Below are 24,897 nucleotides of genomic sequence, written 5' to 3'. Positions count from 1 at the left end.
AACGCCATGACCAACTACAGCCTGCGCGCGCGCATGATGATTTTGATCCTCGCCCCCACCGTTCTCATCGGTTTGCTGCTGAGTATCTTCTTTGTGGTGCACCGCTATAACGATTTGCAGCGACAACTGGAGGATGCAGGCGCCAGCATTATCGAACCGCTTGCCGTTTCCAGCGAGTACGGGATGAACCTGCAAAACCGCGAATCCATTGGTCAGTTAATCAGCGTACTCCACCGCCGTCACTCGGACATCGTACGCGCCATTTCCGTTTACGACGAACATAACCGCCTGTTTGTCACCTCGAATTTTCATCTCGATCCGGCGGCCCTGAAGATCCCGGACGGTACGCCCTTCCCGCGCCACCTCACCGTATTGCGGCGCGGCGATATCATGATCCTGCGTACGCCTATCGTATCGGAAAGCTATTCACCCGATGAGTCTGCGCAATCCGACGCTAAATCCAGCAACAATATGCTGGGATATGTGGCGCTGGAGCTGGATCTCAAGTCGGTCCGGCTACAGCAGTATAAAGAAATCTTCATCTCTGGCGTGATGATGCTGTTCTGCATTGGCATTGCGCTGATCTTCGGCTGGCGCCTGATGCGCGACGTGACGGGCCCCATCCGCAACATGGTTAACACGGTTGACCGCATCCGCCGGGGACAGCTCGACAGCCGGGTGGAAGGGTTTATGCTGGGCGAGCTGGATATGCTAAAGAACGGCATCAACTCAATGGCCATGTCGCTGGCGGCGTATCACGAAGAGATGCAGCACAACGTTGACCAGGCGACGTCCGACCTGCGCGAAACGCTGGAGCAGATGGAGATCCAGAACGTTGAGCTGGATCTGGCGAAAAAGCGCGCTCAGGAAGCGGCACGTATTAAGTCTGAATTCCTTGCCAATATGTCGCACGAGCTGCGTACGCCCCTCAATGGCGTGATCGGCTTCACCCGCCTGACCCTGAAAAGCGAGCTCAACCCGACTCAGCGCGATCACCTGCACACTATTGAACGCTCGGCTAACAACCTGCTGGCGATCATCAACGACGTGCTGGATTTTTCCAAGCTGGAAGCGGGCAAGCTGATCCTGGAAAGCATTCCCTTCCCGCTGCGCAGTACGCTGGATGAGGTGGTGACGCTGCTCGCACATTCGTCGCACGACAAAGGCCTTGAGCTGACGCTCAACATTAAAAACGACGTGCCGGATAACGTTATTGGCGATCCGCTGCGCCTGCAGCAGGTCATTACTAACCTTGTCGGGAATGCGATTAAATTCACCGAAAGCGGTAACATCGACATTCTGGTCGAAAAACGCTCTATCAGCAGCAATAAGGTCCAGATTGAAGTCCAGATCCGTGATACCGGCATCGGGATTCCGGAGCGGGATCAGTCGCGTCTGTTCCAGGCGTTCCGTCAGGCGGATGCCAGTATCTCCCGCCGTCATGGCGGTACCGGCCTGGGTCTGGTGATCACGCAACGCCTGGTGAACGAGATGGGCGGCGATATCTCTTTCCACAGCCAGCCGAACCGCGGATCAACCTTCTGGTTCCACATTAATCTGGACCTCAATCCGAACGTACTGACCGATGGCCCGGTGACGGACTGCCTGAAAGGCAAGCGTCTGGCCTACGTCGAACCTAACGCGGCGGCCGCGCAGTGCGCGCTCGATATTTTAAGCACCACGCCGCTGGAGGTGGTCTACAGCCCAACCTTCTCGGCGCTTGCCGTTGAGCACTACGACATTCTGCTGATGGGGATCCCGGTCACCTTCACCGGCGAACTGACCATGCAGCAGGAGCGGCTGGCGAAAGCCGCGTCAATGACCGACTATCTGCTGCTGGCGCTGCCCTGCCATGCTCAGCTCAATGCAGAAGAGTTGAAAAATGACGGGGCCGCCGCGTGTCTGCTGAAACCGCTCACCGCGACCCGCCTGCTGCCCGCGCTCACGGAGTATTGCCGTCTTAGCCAGCATGCTCTCCCGCTGATTAACGATGAGCAAAAATTGCCGATGAGCGTGATGGCGGTGGATGATAATCCGGCCAACCTGAAGCTCATTGGCGCATTGCTTGAAGATCAGGTTCAGCATGTTGAGCTGTGCACCAGCGGCGCACAGGCAGTTGAACAGGCTAAGCAGATGCAGTTCGATTTAATACTGATGGATATTCAGATGCCGGGCATGGATGGCATTCGGGCCTGCGAGCTGATCCACCAGTTGCCGCATCAGCAGCAAACGCCGGTCATTGCGGTCACCGCCCACGCGATGGCCGGTCAGAAAGAGAAGCTGCTGAGCGCCGGGATGAATGATTATCTGGCAAAGCCCATCGATGAAGAGAAACTTCATAACCTGCTGTTACGCTATAAGCCGGGTCATATTGGCGGGTCGTACACGGTTTCCAGCGAGCCGGTTGAAATCAGCGTCAACCAGAACGCGACCTTTGACTGGCAGCTTGCGCTGCGCCAGGCGGCAGGTAAACCGGATTTGGCCCGCGAAATGCTGCAGATGCTGGTCGCGTTTCTGCCGGAAATTCGCAATAAGGTGGAAGAGCAGCTGGTAGGTGAAAACCCGGAAGAGCTGCTGGAAGCAATCCACAAGCTGCACGGCAGCTGCGGGTATAGCGGCGTGCCGCGGCTGAAAAATCTTTGCCAGCTGCTGGAGCAGCAGCTGCGTGCCGGTACGCCGGAATCAGAGCTTGAACCGGAGTTCCTGGAGCTGCTGGATGAAATGGATAACGTAACGCGGGAAGCGATGAAGGTGCTGGGGAGCTGAGGTAAAAGCCCGGTGGCGCTGCGCTTACCGGGCCTACAATTACGGGTGCGGCCTGATGCCCTCACCCGCCCCTCTCCCACAGAGAGAGGGAGAACTACATTCCCTGCCCCGCTTTTAGTACCGCCGCGATATTCCTTGCGGCCATCCTGACATTCTCGCTGGCATTTTCCAGCGCATCTTCCAGTGAGCAGATGGTGTAGATCACGCTAAACACCGCATCAATGCCGTGATCGTGCACCACGCCAACGTCTGCCGTCAGGCTTCCTGCAATGCCGATGACGGGTTTGTTAAAGCGTTTAGCTACTTTCGCCACGCCCACCGGGACTTTGCCGTGGATCGTCTGGCTGTCGATGCGACCTTCTCCCGTGATCACCAGATCCGCATCGGCCACCTGGTCGGCCAGGTGTAGCGCATCGGTCACGATCTCAATGCCCTGGCGCAACTGCGCGCCGCAAAAGGCGTATAGCGCGGCCCCCATGCCACCCGCCGCGCCGCCGCCAGCAAGGTTTAGCACATCGATATCCAGATCCCGGGCAATGACTCTCGCATACTGTGCCAGCGCGTTGTCCAGGGTAACGATCATCTCGGGAGTGGCCCCCTTTTGCGGGCCAAATACGGCTGACGCGCCATCCTTTCCGGTGAGCGGATTTGTCACATCACAGGCGACTTCTATCCGGCACTCCGCCAGACGTCTGTCCAGCCCGCTGAGGTCGATACGCGCGAGTTTTCCCAGCTCGCCCCCGCCCTGACCAAGGGGCTGCTCGCTGGCATCCAGCAGCTTTGCCCCCAACGCCTGCACCATCCCTGCTCCGCCGTCATTGGTGGCGCTGCCGCCAATGCCAATAATGATATGCTTAACGCCAGCATCCAGCGCGTGGCGAATAAGTTCGCCCGTGCCCCACGAGGTGGTTTTCAGGGGATTACGCTGCGAAGGGACGACCAGCTCCAGGCCGCTTGCCGCCGCCATTTCAATAAAGGCACTCTGCTCGTCACCGGATAAGCCGTAAAACCCTTCCACGCGCTCACCCAGCGGGCCGGTCACCGGAACATGCACAATGCGTCCCTGCGTTGCCGCGATCATCGCCTCAACCGTCCCTTCGCCACCGTCCGCGACCGGCAGTTTGACGTAAACCGCCTCGGGAAAGATCTCGCGAAAACCACGTTCTATCGCCGTCGCAACCTCAAGCGCACTCAAACTTTCCTTATACGAGTCCGGTGCGATAACAATTTTCATAAGCCATCCTTACGCATAGTCGTTACGTTAAGCATACACCACGTAAAAGACCGCCAGTGGGAGCGGTCCCAATGCGTTTATCGTACCATGCACGGGCGTTTATTGTCGAATGTCCAGTCGGGGATCAGATACTGCATCGCCATCGCGTCGTCACGCGCGCCCAGACCGTGTTTCTGATACAGCTCATGGGCCTTCATGACCTGGTCCATGTCCAGCTCAACTCCCAGCCCCGGGGTAGAAGGCACCTGCACCATGCCACCTTTGATCTCAAACGGCTGCTTAGTCAGGCGCTGATTACCTTCCTGCCAGATCCAGTGCGTGTCGATAGCGGTAATCGTACCCGGCGCGGCGGCGGCAACGTGAGTGAACATCGCCAGCGACACGTCGAAGTGGTTGTTAGAGTGCGAGCCCCAGGTCAGGCCAAACTCATGGCACATCTGCGCCACGCGCACCGACCCCTGCATCGTCCAGAAGTGCGGGTCCGCCAGCGGAATGTCAACAGACTGCAATGAAAGGGTGTGTCCCATCTGACGCCAGTCGGTGGCAATCATATTGGTCGCGGTCGGCAGCCCCGTGGCGCGGCGGAATTCCGCCATGACTTCACGCCCTGAGAAGCCTTGTTCAGCACCGCAGGGATCTTCCGCATACGCCAGCACGCCTTTCAGCTGTTTACCGATCGCAATGGCCTCATCAAGCGACCATGCGCCGTTCGGATCCAGCGTCACGCGCGCCTGCGGGAAACGTTTTGCCAGCGCGGTGACGGCTTGCGCCTCTTCCTCACCCGCCAGCACGCCGCCTTTCAGTTTGAAATCATTGAAGCCATATTTTTCGTAAGCGGCTTCCGCCAGGCGTACCACCGCATCCGGGGTCATCGCCTCGTCGTGGCGGAGACGGTACCAGTCGCATTGTTCATCCGGCTGGTGCTGATAAGGCAATGGCGTCAGCTTGCGGTCGCCAACAAAGAACAGATAGCCCAGCATTTCCACTTCGCTTCTCTGCTGACCCTCGCCTAACAGCGACGCAACGTTAACGCCCAGATGCTGACCCAGCAGATCCAGCATTGCGGATTCAATCCCGGTCACCACGTGAATGGTGGTGCGCAGATCGAAGGTCTGCAGGCCACGGCCACCGGCATCGCGATCGGCAAAGGTGTTGCGCACGGTGTTGAGGACATTTTTGTACTCACCCAGCGTTTTGCCCACCACCAGCGGAATGGCATCTTCCAGCGTCTGGCGGATCTTCTCCCCACCCGGAATTTCGCCCACGCCCGTATGGCCGGAATTGTCTTTGATAATGACAATGTTGCGGGTAAAGAATGGCGCATGCGCGCCGCTCAGGTTCATCAACATGCTGTCATGGCCCGCAACCGGAACGATCTGCATGGCGGTGACTACTGGGGTAGAAAAAGTACTCATCGTTCAATCCTTTTATCAGTGACGTCCGAAAACAGGGCGCTTACGGTCAAATGTCCAGCCGGGGATAAGGTACTGCATCGGGCCCGCGTCGTTACGCGCGCCGCCCGGTAGTTTTTTATACGCCTCATGGGCTTTATGGATCTGATCCCAGTCAATCTCCACGCCCAGGCCCGGCGCATTCGGTACGGCAATCTTGCCATTTATGATTTCCAGCGGATTTTTCGTCAGGCGAGCTTCCCCTTCCTGCCAAATCCAGTGGGTGTCGATGGCGGTCGGGTTACCCGGCGCCGCCGCGCCAACGTGGGTAAACATCGCCAGCGAAATATCAAAGTGATTGTTCGAGTGACAGCCCCAGGTCAACCCCCAGTCATCGCACAGCTGCGCCACGCGCACTGCGCCTGAAAGCGTCCAGAAGTGCGGGTCCGCCAGCGGTATGTCGACGGCGTTCAGCATCACCGCATGACCCATTTCACGCCAGTTGGTGGCGATCATGTTGGTCGCGACAGGCAGCCCGGTGGCACGGCGGAACTCAGCCATCACTTCACGGCCCGAAAAGCCCTGTTCCGCGCCGCAAGGGTCTTCCGCATAGGTCAGGACATCCCCCAGCCCTTTGCACAGGCTAATTGCTTCATCCAGCAGCCAGGCACCGTTCGGATCGACGGTGATGCGCGCTTCCGGGAAGCGTTTTTTCAGCGCGCGGGCGCTTTCGATTTCCTGCTCGCCCGGCAGGACGCCGCCCTTCAGTTTGAAATCTTTAAAGCCGTAGCGATCCTGCGCAGCTTCCGCCAGACGCACCACCGCGTCGCTGGAGAGCGCTTCCTGGTGGCGCAGGCGATACCAGTCGTGGTCGCCCGTCGTTCGAGCCAGATAGGGGAGATCGGTTTTATTGCGATCGCCAACGTAGAACAGATAGCCCAGCACGGTGACCGCATCGCGCTGTTTGCCGGGTCCCAGCAGTTCACAGACCGGAACGTTCAGCGTTTTGCCGAGTAAATCCAACAGCGCGGCTTCCAGCGCGGCAACCGCATTCACGCGCAGTTCGAACGTCCAGGCACCTTTACCGAACGTATCAAAGTCTGCCGACTGATTGCCCTTATGCACCCGCTGAACCACCTTGTTCAGACGGGCCACGTCATGGCCCACCACCTGCGGAATGGCATTCACCAGCGTCTGGTAAATTACCTCTCCGCCCGGCGCCTCGCCCACGCCGGTATTTCCTGCGCTGTCAGTGAGTACGACGATATTTCGGGTAAACCAGGCGTTATGCGCCCCGCCAATATTGAGCAGCATGCTGTCCTGACCGGCCACCGGGATGACCTTCATCTCAGTGACGGTTGGACTCGATTGCGTTGTCATCATCCACGCTCCGCAACAGGTTTAAGTTCGACGCGTTTGATATCCCCTACCAGCACCAGGTAACTCAGTACCGCCACCAGTGCATGCACACCCACGTAGATCAGCGCCCCGTTGAAAGAGCCGGTCGTGCCGACGATGTAGCCGATAGCAATTGGCGTAACAATCCCGGAGATGTTGCCGAACATGTTGAACAGACCGCCGCTCAGGCCGCTGATCTCTTTCGGTGCCGTATCCGCCATCACCGCCCAGCCCAGCGCGCCAATGCCTTTGCCGAAGAAGGCCATCGCCATAAAGCCGATAATCATCCATTCGGCGCTGACGTAGTTACAGAACACCATGGTCATGGAGAGCAGCATGCCGAGCACAATCGGCGTTTTACGCGCGATGTTCAGTGACCCCGTGCGGCGCATCAGCCAGTCGGAAATCACCCCGCCGAGTACGCCGCCGACGAAGCCGCAGATTGCCGGGATCGAGGCGACAAATCCCGCTTTCAGAATCGACATGCCGCGTGCCTGCACCAGGTATACCGGAAACCAGGTGATGAAGAAGTAGGTTAAGGCGTTAATACAGTACTGGCCCAGATAGATACCGATCATCATGCGCGAGCCGATGAGCTGCTTGATCTGCGCCCATTTCTGGCTGAACGGGACTTTTGCTTTTGCGGATTTCTGATCCATGTTGATCAGCGCGCCACCTTCCGCGATGTACTCCAGCTCTTTTTTGTTCACGCCAGGATGCTGGTTGGGTTCGTGGATCACTTTCAGCCAGACGAAGCTGATGACGATCCCAAGCCCGCCCATGAAGAAGAAGACGTGTGACCAGCCCACCTCATGCGTCAGCCAGCCCATGATTGGCGCGAAGATCACCGTCGCAAAGTATTGTGCGGAGTTGAAAATAGCCACCGCCGTCCCCCTCTCCTGCGCCGGGAACCATGCCGCCACAATACGGCTGTTCCCCGGGAAGGAAGGCGCTTCCGCTAAGCCTACCAGGAAGCGCAGCGTGAAGAGCGCCACGATAATGCCGAAGCCGCTGAAAATATCGACGAAACCCTGCAACAGGGTAAACATCGACCAGATAAAGATGGACCAGAAATAGACGCGTTTAGATCCAAAACGGTCCAGAAGCCAGCCGCCAGGAATTTGCCCGATGACGTAGGCCCATGAGAATGCGGAGAAAACGTAACCCATGCCCACGGGATCAAGGCCGATATCTTTTGCCATTTCCGAGCCGGCAATCGACAGCGTGGCGCGGTCACCATAGTTAAAGGACGTGACGATAAACAGCATCACCACTATCCAGTAGCGGGCATTGGTGCGCTTTTCAGCGCTGCTCGCTGCGTGGCTTAATGTACTCATTGTTGCACTCCTGAAACATAGCTTTCGCCAGGTTCATTCTGTACAGCACCGGTAGGGTAATCAGAATGAGATTTGTGTTTTGTCGTTTTGGTACGGCCTGAAGCCGTTTTATAGTGACCGGGAAAGTATATGAAGGAGTGCCTCTTCTCCTCACCGTGCAAAAACACAACATTGCAGGAGGAAGAAGACGTAATTTGGGGCATAAGCCTAATGGAGTGGAAGATGGTTCACGGAATTGGCGTTTGGTGCGGTATGTAGCGCCGGGTGGCGGCTCCGCCTGACCCGGCCTGGAAAACCCGTAGACCCGTGCAAGCGAAGCGCCGCCGGGCAGAGTGCTATTTAAGAAGCGTTGCCCAGTGCTCCACCCACGGGTTCGACTCGCTTTCTGGCTCCGGGTGCTCCCCGGCATCAATCAGCAGCATCTCGCCGACGCGCTGCGCGCTCTGTTCCTGCAGGAGCGCATCGAACTGCTTGCCGCCGCCGCAGAAGTTGGCGTAAGAGCTGTCGCCCAGGGCAATGATGCCGTAGTGCACGTCCGGCTGATAGCCAAGCTGGTCTTTAATACCCTGGAACAACGGCACGATGCTGTCCGGCAGATCGCCCTGCCCGGTGGTGGAGGTCACCACCAGAATGTATTTATCTTTATACTTTTCCCAGTCTGCCAGTTCCGGGTCTTCATAGACCGTGGCTTTATGGCCCTGGCTGGCGAGTATTGCCTCAGCCTCTTCCGCTACCAGCAGCGAGTTGCCGTACATTGTGCCGACAAAAATGCCTACTTCAGCCATGATATTTTCCCATAATGAATGCGTTTACTGTTCATCCTGAACGTTGCCCGATACAAACTCAACCCTTTCATTTTCGGGGAGTTGTCCCAGCCAGCCAAACTGTGACAGCGCCTGCATCCAGACGTCGTCCAGCCCCGCGCGGATAGTCAGCGGTTCGCCGGTAAACGGGTGCGTCAGGCTCAGCTCGCTGGCGTGCAGCATCAGACGATGACAGCCAAAGTGTTCGGCCGCGCTGCGGTTCTGGCGCAAATCACCGTGTTTGCTGTCGCCAATAATCGGGTGGCGCAGATGCGCAAGATGGCGTCGCAGCTGGTGCTTACGCCCGGTTTTAGGCAGAAGCTCAACCAGGCTGTAACGTGTGGTCGGAAATTTGCTGGTTGCCACCGGCATTTCGGTCGTCGCCATGCCGCGATAATCCGTCACTGCGGGCTGCGGACCTTTGTCATCGCGGGCAAATTTATCGGCGATTTTGTCCAGTTCCTCCACCAGCGGGTAGTCCAGCGTGGCGGACTCGGTCAGCCAGCCACGGACGATCGCATGGTAGCGTTTTTGCATCTGATGCTGTTCAAATTGCTGTGACAGCAGACGCCCCGCCTCGCTGGAAAGCCCCATCAGCAGCACGCCGGAGGTCGGCCTGTCGAGACGATGGGCGGTAAAAACATGCTGACCAATCTGGTCGCGCACGGTCTGCATCACCACCACTTTCTCATCGCGATCGAGCCAGCTGCGGTGTACCAGCCAGCCTGACGGTTTATTCACCGCCACCAGCCACTCGTCCTGATAGAGGATCTCAAGCGTCATACATCTTCACCGGCAAACAGGGCATCCAGTTTTTCCAGTTCGACCAGCATCACGTCGCGCGCAGGGTGCGTCGCCTCAAGCGCCATTTCATAGTAGGGAGAGACAGCAAACGCCAGCGGCAGCGGGTGACTGCCCTCAAGCAGGGCGCGCATGCGTGGAATTAACACCCACTGCAGCCACTCAAACGGGGCCAGCGTATCCAGGCAGAAGGGCTGGGTGCTCGCGAACGCTTCTGGCTGCGGCGCGGTCTCCTGCCACAGCTGATGTTGGCGCAAAAGGGCTTCGATGGCGTGCAACTGAGCACGAACGCTATCGTGTTGCGTCATAGTAACCTCAACTGAAAAAGTGAACGGCGCGCAGCATAGCATTGCGGAAGGCAGAAATAAAAAAAGGGAGCACTGTAAAAACAGTGCTCCCGGTTCGTTCCGCAGCATTCCAGCTACAATTCGTGCTCCCTGCTCATCCGTGACAACTTTTCCTGAAGCCCGAAGGCCTGGTCATCCGTAAACCCAAGCATCCTGCACACATCTTCCTGACGTGTTTGTTTCATCCTGAAACGTCCTGGCCTTCCTGACCCACCGACCATCCTGACCGGCTCTCGTTCTCCTTCCTGGAGGTGTCCCTTACGCATCCTGCGTTATTCACTTCGCTTCATCCTGAAGCCTTCCTGCAGCGCCGTCCTGACGAGTCCTGAGTGAGAAACGCCATCATCCTGATGTTCGTTTCTCGTGTCGGCTTCCTGTCGACGGAGATAGAATCCGCTATTCCGCTTCGTCTTACAACCCACCCCTTTAGGGTTGTAAGCCGTAAGAAATCCCTAAAAACGATGTAATGAATCAGTAATTCATTGAAAAACAGCGTGATATTAATCTGAATTAAATGAGGCGATACTGAATGTTCCAGCGATCTCTCACAAACCTTGTAAGAGATCTCTCACACGCGCTATGGCATCATGGATTACAGAAGTGGCTCAAGTCGGGTGAGGAAATCCGCAAGAGAGGGGGCGAGAGTTTCGCGATTGCGGGTACCGATAGTCTCTTTAACCACTTCGCCTGACAGGTTACAAACGGAGATAACGTCAAGTTCGCTGTCCAGCGTGGCAATAAAGAGCGTCGGAGAAAGCTTAAGGCGTTTTTGCGTGACCAGATGACCAATCAGGTTTTCCTGAACACGCTGCAGATCGTCTTCGCTCCAGGTCTGCAACAGCGTCAGCGTGATATCAGCAAAGCGCGCAGGCATATCCCCTGCGAACTGCGTGGTATAAAACGCATGAACCGCTGGTTGTACCACAATGTCCATTGCCCGTTCAACCGCATTTACGTTTTGCTCGCCGGTATTGGGCTTCGGCTGCCAGATAACGTAATCCTCGAGAGAAGAGATAATGCACGGCGAGGGTACGCCATATAAATCAGCACTTTGCGGCCACGAGCCCTGCTTTTCATGCCATGCGTCGCAATAGCGGGTCGTGAAGGTAGTGAGGGCATTTGCAGTTTCGATGTCCACCGATTTCTCTCTTCTTGTCAGACAGGATAAACTCAGGCCATAAGTGTACCTGCAAAGTGGCTATGAAACATGTCTTACGAAAATCATCATGCGTTAACCGGCTTAACGCTGGGTAAATCGACCGATTACCGCGATACCTACGATGCAAGCCTGCTGCAGGGCGTGCCGCGCAGCCTGAATCGCGATCCTCTGGGTCTGCATGCGGACGCATTGCCGTTTGTCGGCGGTGATATCTGGACGCTGTACGAACTCTCCTGGCTCAACGCACGCGGTCTGCCGCAGGTGGCGGTGGGCCACGTTGAGCTGGATTACGCCAGCGTTAATCTCGTCGAGTCCAAAAGCTTTAAGCTCTATCTCAACAGTTTTAACCAGACAAAATTCAACAGCTGGGACGACGTTCAGCACACCCTGGAACGTGATTTAAGCGCCTGCGCGCAGGGAAAGGCAAGCGTTTCACTGTATCGCCTGTACGAGCTGGAAGGGCAGCCAGTCGCCCACTTCAACGGGACCTGCATCGACGATCAGGATATTGAGGTGGAGAATTATGAATTCAGCGCCGATTACCTCGAAAACGCGGCGAGCGGAAAGGTGGTCGAAGAGACGCTGGTCAGCCATCTGCTGAAATCCAACTGCCTGATCACCCACCAGCCGGACTGGGGCTCGGTGCAGATCCAATACCGCGGCCCGAAAATCGACCGGGAAAAACTGCTGCGCTATCTGGTGTCTTTCCGCCATCACAACGAATTCCACGAGCAGTGCGTGGAGCGTATCTTTAGCGATATTCAGCGTTTCTGCCAGCCAGAAAAATTGAGCGTTTATGCGCGCTACACCCGCCGTGGCGGTCTGGACATTAACCCGTGGCGCACCAACACTGATTTTGTGCCAGCAACGGGACGGCTGGTGCGTCAATAATATAAATATTTTCACAATATGCGCGGTATCTTCCGCGCTTTAGGTTGTGAAACGTCACGCGCCAGGGCTATTGTAATCAACAGGGAAAGACGATAATCGTCCCGTAAGGAGCTCACTTGATTACACATATTAGCCCGCTTGGCTCAATGGATATGTTGTCGCAGCTGGAAGTGGACATGCTTAAGCGCACGGCCAGCAGCGATCTTTATCAACTGTTTCGTAACTGTTCACTTGCCGTACTGAACTCCGGAAGCCTGACAGATAACAGTAAAGAACTGCTGTCCCGCTTCGAAAGCTTTGATATCAACGTGCTGCGTCGCGAGCGTGGCGTGAAGCTTGAAGTCATCAACCCGCCGGAAGAGGCCTTCGTCGACGGGCGCATCATTCGTTCACTTCAGGCTAACCTGTTTGCCGTGCTGCGTGACATCCTGTTTGTTAACGGGCAGATCCACAACGCAGGCCGTTTCCAGCATCTCGACCTGGAAAGCTCGGTCCATATTACCAACCTGGTGTTCTCCATTTTGCGTAACGCCCGTGCCCTGCACGTTGGTGAAGCACCGAACATGGTCGTCTGCTGGGGTGGTCACTCCATTAACGAAACCGAATACCTTTATGCCCGTCGGGTGGGCACCCAGCTCGGCCTGCGTGAACTGAACATTTGTACCGGCTGTGGTCCAGGTGCGATGGAAGCGCCCATGAAAGGAGCGGCAGTCGGGCATGCGCAACAGCGTTATAAAGAGGGGCGGTTTATCGGCATGACCGAGCCGTCAATCATCGCTGCTGAGCCACCTAACCCGCTGGTTAACGAGCTGATTATCATGCCGGATATCGAGAAACGTCTTGAAGCGTTTGTCCGTATCGCCCACGGCATTATCATCTTCCCGGGCGGCGTGGGGACAGCGGAAGAGCTGCTCTATCTGCTGGGTATTCTGATGAACCCGGCCAACAAAGATCAGGTTCTGCCGCTGATCCTGACCGGGCCAAAAGAGAGCGCCGACTACTTCCGCGTGCTGGACGAGTTTATCGTGCACACGCTGGGTGAAGCCGCGCGTCGTCACTATCGCATCATCGTTGACGATGCCGCAGAAGTGGCGCGCCAGATGAAAAAAGCGATGCCGCTGGTGAAGGAGAACCGTCGCGATACCGGCGATGCGTACAGTTTTAACTGGTCAATCCGTATTGCGCCGGACCTGCAGATCCCGTTCGAACCAACGCACAAGAATATGGCGAACCTGAAACTCTACCCGGACCAGCCGGTGGAAGTTCTGGCCGCCGATCTGCGTCGCGCCTTCTCCGGGATTGTGGCAGGCAACGTCAAAGAGATGGGCATCCGCGCAATCGAGCAGTACGGTCCGTACAAGATCCACGGCGACCCGGAGATGATGCGCCGTATGGATGACATGCTGCAGGGCTTTGTCGCTCAGCACCGCATGAAGCTGCCAGGCTCCGCCTACATTCCTTGCTACGAAATCTGCACCTAACGCTTTGCAGCATCTCATCAAACCGGGTCGCCCTCTTGCGCGTCCCGGTTTTTTTTTACTGAAGCAATTCATAGGCATCACTTATGTCTTTTACAAACTATTCACAAACGCAAACGATTACCTCATTTTTACAACCGTAAGTTATCAGCCTTAATCCAAATTACCCGCCAGAAAATCCTAAAAACCCAATTCTTTACAGCTAAAGACACCTATATCACGGGTCAGTCTTTCAGCTCACATGTCGTTGGTGGTAGCCTTCGCGCCCGTAAATTCTCTTTGATGTTTTTTTAACAGATAAATGGTCTAAAGATGCCCACATCATAAGTGGATTATTGCATTTGGGATCAGGATCACTGATAGATTCATAACTAGAATGTATCTTTCCGCCCGCCAATAGTTACGGGTGAAAATTATTAAAAAACCGTCACTGAACGAATTTCATATTACCGTCAGGCACTTTTTCATCGGATTTGACTAAAAAACCTGACAATTCGCTTCCTCCAGGAGATACAGATGGAAACCACTCAAACCAGCACCGTTGCTTCGATTGAATCCCGAAGTGGTTGGCGCAAAACGGATACCATGTGGATGCTTGGCCTTTATGGCACAGCAATCGGCGCTGGTGTACTGTTCCTTCCTATCAACGCAGGCGTCGGCGGTCTGATCCCGCTGATCATTATGGCTATCATTGCTTTCCCGATGACCTTCTTTGCACACCGCGGTCTGACCCGCTTCGTGCTGTCCGGTAAAAATCCGGGAGAAGACATCACTGAAGTGGTTGAAGAGCATTTCGGCGTTGGCGCAGGCAAACTGATTACCCTGCTCTACTTCTTCGCGATTTACCCTATTCTGCTGGTCTACAGCGTGGCGATCACCAACACCGTTGAAAGCTTCATGATGCACCAGCTGCACATGACGCCGCCTCCGCGTGCGATTCTGTCTCTGATCCTGATTGTGGGCATGATGACCATCGTGCGCTTCGGTGAGCAGATGATTGTGAAAGCAATGAGCGTACTGGTCTTCCCGTTCGTGATTGCTCTGATGGTGCTGGCCTGCTACCTGATCCCACAGTGGAACAGTGCAGCGCTGGAAACCCTGTCTCTGAGCAACGCATCGGTAACCGGTAACGGCCTGCTGATGACCCTCTGGCTGGCGATTCCGGTGATGGTGTTCTCTTTCAACCACTCCCCAATCATCTCTTCTTTCGCTGTTGCGAAACGTGAAGAGTACGGTAATGGCGCAGAGAAGAAGTGCTCCAGCATCCTGGCACGCGCTCACATCATGATGGTACTGACCGTTATGTTCTTCGTCTTCAGCTGCGTACTGAGCCTCTCCCCGGTGGATCTGGCGGCAGCGAAAGAGCAGAACATCTCTATTCTGTCTTACCTGGCGAACCACTTTAACGCACCGGTTATTGCGTGGATGGCACCGATCATCGCGATTATCGCCATCACCAAATCCTTCCTGGGCCACTACCTCGGCGCACGTGAAGGCTTCAACGGTATGGTGATTAAATCTCTGCGCGGTAAAGGCAAGAGCATTGAAATCAACAAGCTGAACAAAATCACTGCGCTGTTCATGCTGCTCACCACCTGGGCGGTAGCGACCCTGAACCCAAGCATCCTGGGCATGATTGAAACCCTGGGCGGCCCGGTCATCGCGATGATTCTGTTCCTGATGCCGATGTACGCGATTCAGAAAGTCCCTGCTATGCGCAAGTACAGCGGTCATGTGAGCAATGTCTTTGTGGTTATCATGGGGCTTATCGCAATCTCTGCGATCTTCTACTCCCTGTACACCATGTTCTGATTATCACCCGCGCCGTCTTCGGACGGCGCACTCCTCCCTCTCTGACTGAAAGCAATGGACGCATCATGATTAGCGTATTCGATATCTTCAAAATCGGTATTGGTCCTTCCAGCTCTCACACCGTCGGACCAATGAAAGCCGGTAAGCAGTTCACGGATGACTTGATTGCACGCGGCATCTTGCATGACATCACCCGCGTGGTTGTCGATGTGTACGGCTCGCTTTCCCTGACCGGGAAAGGCCACCATACCGATATCGCCATTATCATGGGCCTGGCGGGAAATCTGCCGGATACCGTTGATATTGATGCGATCCCTGGCTTCATCCAGGATGTGAACACCCACGGTCGCCTGCTACTGGCGAACGGTGAGCATGAGGTTGAATTCCCGGTTGATCACTGCATGAATTTCCATGCGGACAACCTGTCGCTGCACGAAAACGGTATGCGCATTACCGCGCTGGCCGGCGACAAAGCGGTATACAGCCAGACGTATTACTCTATCGGCGGCGGTTTTATCGTCGACGAAGACCACTTTGGTCAAACCGATAACGCTTCTGTCGAGGTGCCGTATCCGTACAAAACGGCGGCGGATCTTCAGCGTCACTGCCAGGAGACGGGCCTTTCCCTCTCCGGCCTGATGATGAAAAACGAGCTGGCACTTCACAGCAAAGAAGAGCTCGAACAGCACTTCACTAACGTCTGGGAAGTGATGCGCGGCGGTATTGAGCGCGGGATCACCACCGAAGGCGTTCTGCCGGGCAAGCTTCGCGTGCCGCGTCGTGCTGCCGCGCTGCGCCGTATGCTGGTGAGCACCGACAAAACGACAACGGACCCGATGGCCGTCGTAGACTGGATCAACATGTTCGCACTGGCGGTGAACGAAGAGAACGCCGCTGGGGGCCGCGTGGTCACCGCGCCGACTAACGGTGCCTGCGGTATCGTTCCGGCGGTGCTGGCGTACTACGACAAGTTTATTCGTGAAGTGAACGCGAACTCACTGGCCCGCTACCTGCTGGTCGCCAGTGCGATTGGTTCGCTGTATAAGATGAACGCCTCCATTTCCGGTGCGGAAGTGGGCTGTCAGGGTGAAGTCGGCGTGGCGTGCTCCATGGCGGCGGCGGGTCTGGCCGAACTGTTGGGTGCAAGCCCGACACAGGTGTGCATTGCAGCAGAAATCGGCATGGAACATAACCTGGGGCTGACCTGCGATCCGGTCGCCGGACAAGTTCAGGTGCCGTGCATCGAACGTAACGCGATTGCCTCCGTGAAGGCGGTGAACGCGGCACGTATGGCGCTGCGCCGTACCAGCGAACCGCGCGTCTGTCTCGATAAGGTTATCGAAACCATGTACGAAACCGGTAAAGATATGAACGCCAAATACCGCGAAACCTCGCGCGGCGGCCTGGCAATGAAGATCGTGACCTGCGATTAAGCCTCTCAGGAAGCCTCGTTTTGCGAGGCTTCTTCCTGTTTTCCCCACCATCCATAGTTTCACGTTGCTGACAGTGTTACCCTTCACGCATGAGATAGAAGGGAGATTATCTGTGGCCGTTCATTTACTTATTGTCGATGCACTTAACCTGATTCGCCGTATCCATGCGGTACAGGGGACGCCTTGTAAAGACACCTGCCTGCACGCGCTGGAACAGCTTATCCGCCACAGTGAACCCACGCATGTCGTTGCCGTCTTCGACGACGAAGCGCGCAATACCGGCTGGCGACACCAGCTTCTGCCGGACTACAAAGCCGGACGCGCACCGATGCCGGACGATCTTCACGCCGAAATGCCCATGCTGCGCGCTGCATTTGAACAGCGGGGCGTCCCCTGCTGGGGTGCACAGGGAAATGAAGCCGACGATCTCGCGGCCACCCTGGCCGTAAAGGTGGCGAGTGCCGGGCATCAGGCCACTATCGTTTCAACTGACAAAGGCTACTGCCAGCTGCTCTCTCCGACTATCCGCATTCGCGACTATTTTCAAAAACGCTGGCTGGACGCGCCGTTTATTGCCAGCGAGTTCGGCGTTTCGCCTGAGCAACTGCCGGATTACTGGGGGCTGGCAGGCATCAGCAGTTCTAAGGTGCCTGGCGTCGCCGGTATTGGGCCGAAGAGCGCCGCGCAGCTGCTGACCGATTTTCAGAGTCTGGAAGGGATTTACGCCCGTCTGGATGAGGTGCCAGAAAAGTGGCGCAAGAAACTGGAGGCGCATAAAGAGATGGCGTTTATCTGCCGGGAAATCGCAACGCTACAGACGGATTTACAGCTGGACGGGAATTTACAGCAGTTACGGTTAGAACGTTAAAACGACTACACGGTTTTGTAGGCCCGGTAAGCGCAGCGCCACCGGGCAAAACAAAGCACGTACTATCGCTCGTCGCGACGCCCGCCCACAGCCGCCCACCAGCGACGAATGTGTACCGTCACCTCTTCGCGATCGTGATACAGCTGGCGCGCCTGAATGACCACGTTAATACCGTGCTCATCCATCTGCTCCTGAATGTACGCCAGGTTCTGAGACACTTCCTCGTAGCGCTTTTTCATCGGCAGCTTGAGGTTGAAAATGGTCTCACGGCACCAGCCGTTCACCAGCCAGGAAGCCATCAGCGCGGCCACTTTCGCCGGTTTTTCGACCATATCGCACACCATCCAGGAGATGTTGTTACGCGTTGGACGATAGCGGAAACCGTCTTCACGCAGCCAGGTCACCTGTCCGGTGTCCATCAGGCTTTGCGCCATTGGGCCGTTATCAACGGACGATACCCACATATTGCGTTTCACCAGCTGATAGGTCCAGCCGCCCGGGCACGCGCCGAGATCGACCGCGTACATGCCGTTTGCCAGACGCTCATCCCACTCATCCGCCGGGATAAAGACGTGGAACGCCTCTTCCAGCTTGAGCGTGGAACGGCTTGGCGCATCGGACGGGAAGCGCAAACGCGGGATGCCCATAAAGAAGGGAGAGTTGTTGGTGGTGTACGAATAGCCTGTATAGCAGCAGCCCGGTGCGATAAAGAAGATATGCACCACCGGACGCTTCGGCGTTTCGTAGTTCGTCAGCACGCCCGCATCACGCAGCGCCGCACGCAGCGGCACGGTGAACTTACGGCAGAACTTCATCAGCTCTTTACTTTCGTTGGTATCCGCCACTTCAACGCGCAGATCGCCACCCTTCTCCACCACGCCCTGTAGCATGCCGACAATAGGCGTGATGCGGTCTTCCGGCGGAAGATCCTTCAGCAGCTCACCCGCAACAAACATCTGGCGAGCAAAGATCAGCGAGCTGAACGGCAGCTCGCGTGCCAGCTTGTCTGCGTCTTCAGGCTGATAGCACTCGAATACCACATAGCCCGCGTTCTCTTTTACGCGGGCAAAGCCGAAGACTTCGCGCTTCGCCGCTTTATCGGTAATTTCCGCGGCGCACTCTTTCTCAAACCCCGGGCGACAATATAAAACAACCTTATTCATGAACAACGCCCTTGCGTTTCAGACGGATAGCTCCGATAAACATTAATACCCAACCCGCCAGGAAGCTGAAGCCGCCGACAGGTGTAACAAACGCCCACAGGCGCAGATGTGAGAGCGCAAGGCAGTACAGGCTACCGCTGAACAACACGGTACCCAGCGCCATAAACACGCTGCTCCAGTAAAACCAGATACTGATACGGCGCTGCATCGCCACCGCCAGCCCAAAAATAGCCAACGTGTGGAATGCCTGATATTCAAGGCCGGTCTGGATCCAGCCCATCTCTACTGCGCCCAAAGACTTACTTAATACATGTGCGCCGAAGGCGCCCAGTGCAACAAAAATAAAGCCACTCACCGCGGCAAAAATCAGCATGAATCGGCTGGTCATGTTTAAGTCCTGAATTGATGCGTGCCCGGCACACAAACGTTATTGCTCATACCTGAAGCGGAATTTTTCTTGCTCGGTTGCCGCTTTCGCCAGTATCCACTGCCGGAAGGCGGCTATTTTACCCAGTTCTGCCTGACTGTCATGACAAACCAGATAAAACGCATTCTTGCTGACCAGTACATCATTAAAAGGGCAAACCAGGCGGCCTGCCTCAATTTCGGACTGCGCCATGACGTTGTTCGCCAACGCCACGCCCTGCCCGTGAATGGCAGCCTGTAACACCATCGCACTGTGGCTAAAGATGGGTCCCTGCTGCACGTTTATATGTGTAAGACCTAATTGACGGGTATAAGTTTGCCAGTCGCGGCGAGAGGCATCATGCAAAAGCGTATGCTGAGCCAGGTCCGCGGGTGACTTCAGCGCCTTTTCACCTGTTAAAAGCAGAGGAGAACAGACCGGCAGGAGATATTCTGCGTATAATTTCTCAACACGCAAGCCCGGCCAGTTACCGCGACCATAAAAAATGGCGACATCCACGTCATCGGCCAGCTTGTCCTCCTGACGATCTACCGCCTGGATGCGAACGTCGATCCCCGGATAAGCTGAGTTAAAGCTTGAGAGTCTGGGCACCAGCCAATGAATGGCAAAACTGGGCAATAAACTGACAGTCAGGGCACCTTTTGCACTGCGAGCCTGCAGCTTACGCGTGGCTTCCGTAAGCTGGGAAAAAATCTCTTTAATATCCTGAAAATAGCTCTGCCCCTCTTCGGTCAACAGCAACGAACGGTTGCGTCGACGAAACAGCTTAAGGCCCAGAAAATCCTCCAGAGACTTGATTTGGTGACTTACTGCGGCCTGTGTCACAAAAAGCTCATCTGCTGCGCGGGTAAAGCTCAGGTGACGTGCTGCTGCATCAAAAACACGTAATGCATTAAGGGGTGGCAATCGCTTTGACATGGTTATCTGGCTTAGATGTTAACGGATTTTAACAAACAGGAAACAACGTTTAACCTATTAGTTTTTTTTATCTGAGCCATTATAATTTGTCCGTTGAGGAACTACCAGCAAATACCTATAGTGGCGGCACTTCCTGAGCCGGAACGAAGAGCTTTTTTCGGAATGCGTGTTCTGAAGGGCTTTTGGCTTACGGTTGTGATGTTGTGTTGTTGTGTTTGCAATTGGTCTGCGATTCAGACCACGGTAGCAACGCTACCAATTTTTCACTTCCTGTACATTTACCCTGTCTGTCCATAGTGATTAATGTAGCACCGCCAATTTGCGGTGCTTTTTTTTCGCCTGCGATCTGTTAATGCGCGATCTCTTTCATCTCTTTCACGTCCGTGCGGTTGATCTGCTGCTTGTTCCCGTTAGCATCTTTGTACGAAATCATCCCGGTATCATTATCGGTAGTCGGTTTCCCTTCCGAAACGATAGAACGACCATCGTTGGTGTGCATCACGTAGTTGTTACCAGAACAGGCGCTCAGGGCAAAAGTAAACGCACAGGCAGAAATGATTGCAGCTGTCTTATTCATGATTATTCTCCTTTAGCAATTAATGCTATTCAAACCTCGATTTATAACAGGCTAAAACATCCGCCTAACACTATTTAGCATAACCTGCTTTTTTGGGGTCATCAGGATAAGCAGACAATTCTGATAGATATCAACCTCCTTGCCCTGCCGCTGAAATTGCGCGACGATCGCTATATTGAAATGAGGAATCCCATGAACGCTTTCAGTCCTGCGCAGTTCCGCACACAGTTTCCGGCGCTGGCCGATGCCGGTATTTACCTGGATAGCGCCGCCACCGCCCTTAAGCCGCAGGCGGTGATTGAGGCCACACAGCACTTCTACAGCCTGAGCGCCGGGAATGTGCATCGCAGCCAGTTTGCCGAAGCGCAGCGATTAACCGCGCGCTACGAAGCCGCACGCGATCAGGTCGCGCGCCTGATCAATGCCGAAAGCGGGAAAAACATCGTCTGGACGCGCGGCACGACCGAGGCCATCAATATGGTGGCCCAGTGCTACGCGCGCCCACTGCTTCAGCCGGGCGATGAGATCGTCGTCAGCGAGGCGGAACATCACGCCAACCTGGTGCCATGGCTGATGGTGGCCGAGCAAACGGGTGCACGCGTGGTGAAACTTCCACTGGGTGCAGACCTTCTGCCCGATGTGGCTCGTCTCCCTGAGCTGATTACCCCCCGCAGCCGCATTCTGGCGCTCGGACAGATGTCGAACGTCACGGGTGGTTGCCCGGACCTGGCTCAGGCCATTCGCATTGCCCATGCCAGCGGGATGGTGGTGATGGTCGACGGCGCTCAGGGCGTGGTGCACTTCCCTGCTGATGTGCAGGCGCTTGATATCGACTTCTATGCCTTCTCAGGACATAAGCTCTACGGGCCAACCGGTATAGGGGCGTTGTACGGTAAGCCAGAACTGCTGGCAAAAATGACGCCGTGGCTCGGTGGCGGCAAAATGATTACCGAAGTGTCGTTCGATGGCTTCAAAACTCAGGATGTTCCCTATCGTCTGGAGGCCGGTACGCCGAACGTGGCGGGGGTGATTGGCTTAAGCGCGGCGCTGGAGTGGCTGGCTGAAACAGACATTGTTCAGGCTGAAAGCTGGAGCCGGGGACTGGCGACACTGGCAGAAGAAGAACTCAAAAAGCGCCCGGGTTTCCGCTCGTTCCGCGTTCAGGACTCAAGCCTGCTCGCCTTTGATTTTGCGGGCGTTCATCATAGCGACATGGTGACGCTGCTGGCCGGGTATGGTATTGCCCTGCGTGCCGGACAGCACTGCGCCCAGCCGCTGCTGGCAGCGCTAGGCGTGAGCGGTACGCTGCGCGCCTCGTTTGCGCCGTATAATACCCAAAGCGATGTCGACGCGCTGGTTACCGCCGTTGACCGCGCCCTTGAAATACTGGTGGATTAATGACTAGCGCTGCTTTAGCCGGACATCCGTTTGGCACGGTCATCACAGAAGAGACCTTAAAACAGACCTTCGCCCCGCTCCAACAGTGGGAAGATAAATATCGTCAGCTGATCCTGCTGGGTAAACAGCTCCCTGCGCTTTCAGACGATCTCAAAGCGCAGGCGAAAGAGATCGCAGGCTGTGAAAACCGCGTCTGGCTGGGCGTGAGCGTCTCCGGCGAGAAGCTGCACTTCTTCGGCGACAGCGAAGGCCGCATCGTCAGGGGTCTGCTGGCAGTCTTGTTGACCGCTGTGGAAGGGAAAAGCGCGGCGGAATTGCTGGCACATTCGCCGCTGGCGTTATTTGATGAGCTTGGGCTGCGCGCGCAGCTGAGCGCCTCGCGCGGTCAGGGGTTGATCGCGCTCAGCGACGCGGTACTGGATGCCGCACGTCAGGCTCAGGCCTGACGTTCCGCCTTCGCCATCATTTTCTTGAGGGCGTGAGACACCGCCACAAAGCCGAAGGAGGCGGTCACCATGGTGGCCGCACCGAAACCGGAGGCGCAGTCCATCCGTTTTGGCCCTTCCGCTGTACTCTTCATTGCGCACACTGACCCGTCCGCCTGCGGGTAGACCAGCGCTTCGGTGGAGAACACGCAGTCCACACCCAGCTTGCCTTTACTGTTTTTCACCACGTTAAAGTCACTTTTTAAGCGCTCACGCAGCTTGGCCGCCAGCGGATCCTGAATGGTTTTCGCCAGATCGGCCACCTGGATCTGCGTCGGATCGATCTGCCCGCCCGCACCGCCCGTCGTGACCAGCGGCACCTTGTAGCGACGGCAGTATGCGATCAACGCCGCTTTTGGCCGCACGCTGTCGATGGCGTCAATCACATAGCTGTAGCCTTTGCTCATGTACTCCGCGACGTTATCTGCCGTCACAAAGTCATCAATCACCGTCACGCGGCACTCCGGGTTGATCAAACGGATACGCTCCGCCATGACCTCAGATTTCGCCAGACCGACGTTATCACGCAGGGCGTGGATTTGGCGGTTGGTGTTGGTGACGCAAACGTCATCCATGTCAATCAGCGTGATTGCGCCAATACCGGTTCTCGCCAGCGCTTCTGCCGCCCACGACCCCACACCACCAATGCCCACGACGCAGATATGCGCATCCGCAAACAGCTGCAGGGCTTTTTCACCATATAAACGTGCCGTACCGCCAAAACGCTGGCGCCAGGCGTCGCTGATTACCACAGACATAAAACCTCAGATGTAAAAAGGGTGAGGTTTTCCTCACCCTGAACAGTAATCCATATTGCGTTCAGAATACCACAATCAGCCGCTGAATACGTTTCCAGCACCCGGAGCCGCCTTCAGTACCCACACGCGTCCGTAGTGGTTATACCAGCCCGCGCGATGGCCTGCGTCAGGGCCAATACCCTGATAGATGTCGAAGTGCTGGCCTTTAATCGCCCCGCCGACGTCCAGCGCCACCATCAGACGCAGCTCATACTGGCCGCTGAACTTACCGTTATGGTCCAGCAGAGGAACCTCAGCCAGCAGCGTGGTGCCTGCAGGAATAATCGAACGATCCGATGCTACCGACGCGCGGCCAATCAGCGGAACTGCACTCGCCCCTTTCACCGGCGCGAAGTTTTGCGGTTTGAAGAAGACGAACGACGGGTTCTGCTCCAGCAGCTCACGCACCTCGGCTTCGCTGTGTTTCTCGCCCCACTCGCGGATAGCCTGCATCGACATGTCTTCTTTCTTCACTTCGCCGCGGTCGATCAGCACCTTGCCAATACTGCGATAGGCGTGGCCGTTTTTACCGGAATAGCTGAAGAAGTTAAGTGGCGAACCGTCGCCAAAATCAATGTAGCCGCTGCCCTGAACGTCCATGATGAAGTTATCCATCAGGGAGTTGCTGTAGGCCAGAACGTAGTTTTCGCTCAGCGCACCGGCGTAGATCTCAGCACGAGACGGCAGACGACCGCGTTTTGGCGGCATACGGTAGATAGGATACTGGAACTCGCCCTGACGCGAGTGTCGTGCCTGGATAACCGGAGTGTAATAGCCGGTAAACTGGACGTTGCCGTAGTTATCGGCCCCTTCCATCTGCCAGGCGTCGATACCAAACTGGCGCATGTTGCGCGTATCGCCGCCTGCACGCAGCCAGTCCTGTACCGCGCTATAAACACTGTTCTGTGAGCTATACAGACGCGGCGACGCGTTGCGGATCTGGTAGACCTGTTCAGAGAAATCACCGGCATTAATCGGTGCGCCGACAGCATCAGGCTGATTAACTAAAGAGAAAGGCTGGGATAACTTCCCGTCTTTATACTGTTGACCGCGATCGGTCGGTTTGGAAGAACAGGCCGCAAGAATCGCTACCATTGCGCCCGCCATAAGATACTTCGCCCAACGTCCTTTCATTATATCTCGTCTTTAAGTTGCCCATTTCCGCGTGATGAAGATAACAAACCGCCAGGGCTAATGAAATGCGATCGCATGCCCTTTGGCAAATTTTGCGCAAAAAATAGTCCAAACAAAGCCATGTCGTTCAATTTGCATACAAAATCATGATTTATGTGAAAAAGGGGTTGCATCACAAACCTATCCGAGTATAGTGCGCATCCACGGACGCGGGGTGGAGCAGCCTGGTAGCTCGTCGGGCTCATAACCCGAAGGTCGTCGGTTCAAATCCGGCCCCCGC

22 protein-coding genes are annotated in these 24,897 nt (G+C 55.9%); 8 read left to right on the top strand and 14 right to left on the bottom strand.

The window, feature by feature from the left end:
• Positions 1-6: 6 nt before the first annotated feature.
• Positions 7-2,766 (top strand): two-component sensor histidine kinase BarA, encoded by a 2,760-nt coding sequence (barA, locus tag FU672_RS18295; protein ID WP_148244308.1) that lies wholly within the window; start codon positions 7-9, stop codon positions 2,764-2,766.
• Between the two features lie 94 nt (positions 2,767-2,860).
• Here the strand turns inward: barA and FU672_RS18290 are convergent, their stop codons facing one another.
• The 8 genes from FU672_RS18290 to syd all read right to left on the bottom strand — a co-directional run bounded on the left by FU672_RS18290 (position 2,861) and on the right by syd (position 11,215).
• Positions 2,861-4,000 carry a glycerate kinase gene (locus tag FU672_RS18290; protein ID WP_148244307.1) on the bottom strand — a complete coding sequence of 380 codons (1,140 nt, stop codon included), beginning with the start codon at positions 3,998-4,000 and terminating at the stop codon, positions 2,861-2,863.
• A gap of 77 nt (positions 4,001-4,077) precedes the next feature.
• Complete coding sequence (gene gudD / locus FU672_RS18285) at positions 4,078-5,415, bottom strand: glucarate dehydratase (RefSeq protein WP_148244306.1); 1,338 nt, start codon at positions 5,413-5,415, stop codon at positions 4,078-4,080.
• Between the two features lie 15 nt (positions 5,416-5,430).
• On the bottom strand, positions 5,431-6,771 hold the full coding sequence (locus FU672_RS18280) for an enolase C-terminal domain-like protein (RefSeq protein ID WP_148244364.1): 1,341 nt from the start codon (positions 6,769-6,771) through the stop codon (positions 5,431-5,433).
• Positions 6,771-8,126: a galactarate/glucarate/glycerate transporter GudP gene (gene gudP / locus FU672_RS18275; RefSeq protein ID WP_148244305.1), complete on the bottom strand. Its 1,356-nt coding sequence runs from the start codon at positions 8,124-8,126 to the stop codon at positions 6,771-6,773. Before gudP ends, FU672_RS18280 begins: the two co-directional genes overlap by 1 nt.
• Positions 8,127-8,461: 335 nt before the next feature.
• On the bottom strand, positions 8,462-8,911 hold the full coding sequence (locus FU672_RS18265) for a flavodoxin (protein ID WP_029741558.1): 450 nt from the start codon (positions 8,909-8,911) through the stop codon (positions 8,462-8,464).
• Between the two features lie 24 nt (positions 8,912-8,935).
• Positions 8,936-9,712 (bottom strand): tRNA pseudouridine(65) synthase TruC, encoded by a 777-nt coding sequence (gene truC, locus FU672_RS18260; RefSeq protein ID WP_148244304.1) that lies wholly within the window; start codon positions 9,710-9,712, stop codon positions 8,936-8,938.
• Positions 9,709-10,038 (bottom strand): YqcC family protein, encoded by a 330-nt coding sequence (locus tag FU672_RS18255; protein WP_148244303.1) that lies wholly within the window; start codon positions 10,036-10,038, stop codon positions 9,709-9,711. Before FU672_RS18255 ends, truC begins: the two co-directional genes overlap by 4 nt.
• A gap of 631 nt (positions 10,039-10,669) precedes the next feature.
• Positions 10,670-11,215: a SecY-interacting protein gene (syd, locus tag FU672_RS18250; protein ID WP_148244302.1), complete on the bottom strand. Its 546-nt coding sequence runs from the start codon at positions 11,213-11,215 to the stop codon at positions 10,670-10,672.
• A gap of 69 nt (positions 11,216-11,284) precedes the next feature.
• Here syd and queF point away from each other — a divergent pair, with 69 nt between their 5' ends.
• The 5 genes from queF (at position 11,285) to xni (ending at position 17,718) form a co-directional block, all read left to right on the top strand.
• Complete coding sequence (gene queF, locus FU672_RS18245) at positions 11,285-12,127, top strand: NADPH-dependent 7-cyano-7-deazaguanine reductase QueF (RefSeq protein ID WP_148244301.1); 843 nt, start codon at positions 11,285-11,287, stop codon at positions 12,125-12,127.
• Positions 12,128-12,243: 116 nt separating this feature from the next.
• Positions 12,244-13,608, top strand: coding sequence for a nucleotide 5'-monophosphate nucleosidase PpnN (gene ppnN, locus FU672_RS18240; RefSeq protein ID WP_148244300.1), 1,365 nt, complete (start codon positions 12,244-12,246; stop codon positions 13,606-13,608).
• Positions 13,609-14,121: 513 nt separating this feature from the next.
• Positions 14,122-15,417, top strand: a complete 1,296-nt coding sequence (locus tag FU672_RS18235) for an HAAAP family serine/threonine permease (protein ID WP_148244299.1) — start codon at positions 14,122-14,124, stop codon at positions 15,415-15,417.
• Positions 15,418-15,482: 65 nt separating this feature from the next.
• Positions 15,483-16,850, top strand: coding sequence for an L-serine ammonia-lyase II (gene sdaB, locus FU672_RS18230; protein WP_023333255.1), 1,368 nt, complete (start codon positions 15,483-15,485; stop codon positions 16,848-16,850).
• 112 nt (positions 16,851-16,962) lie between these two features.
• Complete coding sequence (xni, locus tag FU672_RS18225; RefSeq protein WP_148244298.1) at positions 16,963-17,718, top strand: flap endonuclease Xni; 756 nt, start codon at positions 16,963-16,965, stop codon at positions 17,716-17,718.
• A gap of 62 nt (positions 17,719-17,780) precedes the next feature.
• Here xni and rlmM read toward each other — a convergent pair whose 3' ends face one another.
• From rlmM to FU672_RS18205, 4 genes are all read right to left on the bottom strand, one after another.
• Positions 17,781-18,881, bottom strand: coding sequence for a 23S rRNA (cytidine(2498)-2'-O)-methyltransferase RlmM (gene rlmM / locus FU672_RS18220; protein ID WP_148244297.1), 1,101 nt, complete (start codon positions 18,879-18,881; stop codon positions 17,781-17,783).
• Positions 18,874-19,269, bottom strand: coding sequence for a DUF423 domain-containing protein (locus FU672_RS18215; RefSeq protein WP_023309031.1), 396 nt, complete (start codon positions 19,267-19,269; stop codon positions 18,874-18,876). The genes rlmM and FU672_RS18215 overlap by 8 nt, the downstream gene beginning before the upstream one ends.
• Before the next feature lie 39 nt (positions 19,270-19,308).
• Positions 19,309-20,226: a glycine cleavage system transcriptional regulator GcvA gene (gene gcvA / locus FU672_RS18210; protein WP_023309032.1), complete on the bottom strand. Its 918-nt coding sequence runs from the start codon at positions 20,224-20,226 to the stop codon at positions 19,309-19,311.
• A gap of 349 nt (positions 20,227-20,575) precedes the next feature.
• Complete coding sequence (locus tag FU672_RS18205) at positions 20,576-20,803, bottom strand: YgdI/YgdR family lipoprotein (protein ID WP_032643159.1); 228 nt, start codon at positions 20,801-20,803, stop codon at positions 20,576-20,578.
• A 192-nt stretch (positions 20,804-20,995) separates the two neighbouring features.
• Here FU672_RS18205 and csdA point away from each other — a divergent pair, with 192 nt between their 5' ends.
• Together csdA and csdE are read left to right on the top strand one after the other, a co-directional pair.
• A complete protein-coding gene (gene csdA, locus FU672_RS18200) occupies positions 20,996-22,201 on the top strand; it encodes a cysteine desulfurase CsdA (protein WP_148244296.1) in 1,206 nt (401 codons plus the stop codon).
• Positions 22,201-22,647, top strand: coding sequence for a cysteine desulfurase sulfur acceptor subunit CsdE (csdE, locus tag FU672_RS18195; protein ID WP_023333259.1), 447 nt, complete (start codon positions 22,201-22,203; stop codon positions 22,645-22,647). Before csdA ends, csdE begins: the two co-directional genes overlap by 1 nt.
• Here csdE and tcdA read toward each other — a convergent pair.
• Positions 22,638-23,444, bottom strand: coding sequence for a tRNA cyclic N6-threonylcarbamoyladenosine(37) synthase TcdA (gene tcdA / locus FU672_RS18190; protein ID WP_148244295.1), 807 nt, complete (start codon positions 23,442-23,444; stop codon positions 22,638-22,640). The genes csdE and tcdA overlap by 10 nt on opposite strands.
• A gap of 75 nt (positions 23,445-23,519) precedes the next feature.
• The gene (gene mltA / locus FU672_RS18185) at positions 23,520-24,617 is read right to left on the bottom strand and encodes a murein transglycosylase A (RefSeq protein ID WP_148244294.1); all 1,098 of its coding nucleotides are present in this window, start codon (positions 24,615-24,617) and stop codon (positions 23,520-23,522) included.
• Positions 24,618-24,897 lie beyond the last annotated feature (280 nt).

Source organism: Enterobacter asburiae, from assembly GCF_008080435.1.
Lineage (GTDB): Bacteria > Pseudomonadota > Gammaproteobacteria > Enterobacterales > Enterobacteriaceae > Enterobacter > Enterobacter asburiae_C.
The sequence above is the reverse complement of the archived record's forward strand: the minus strand, read 5'-3'. Positions and strand labels throughout refer to the sequence as shown.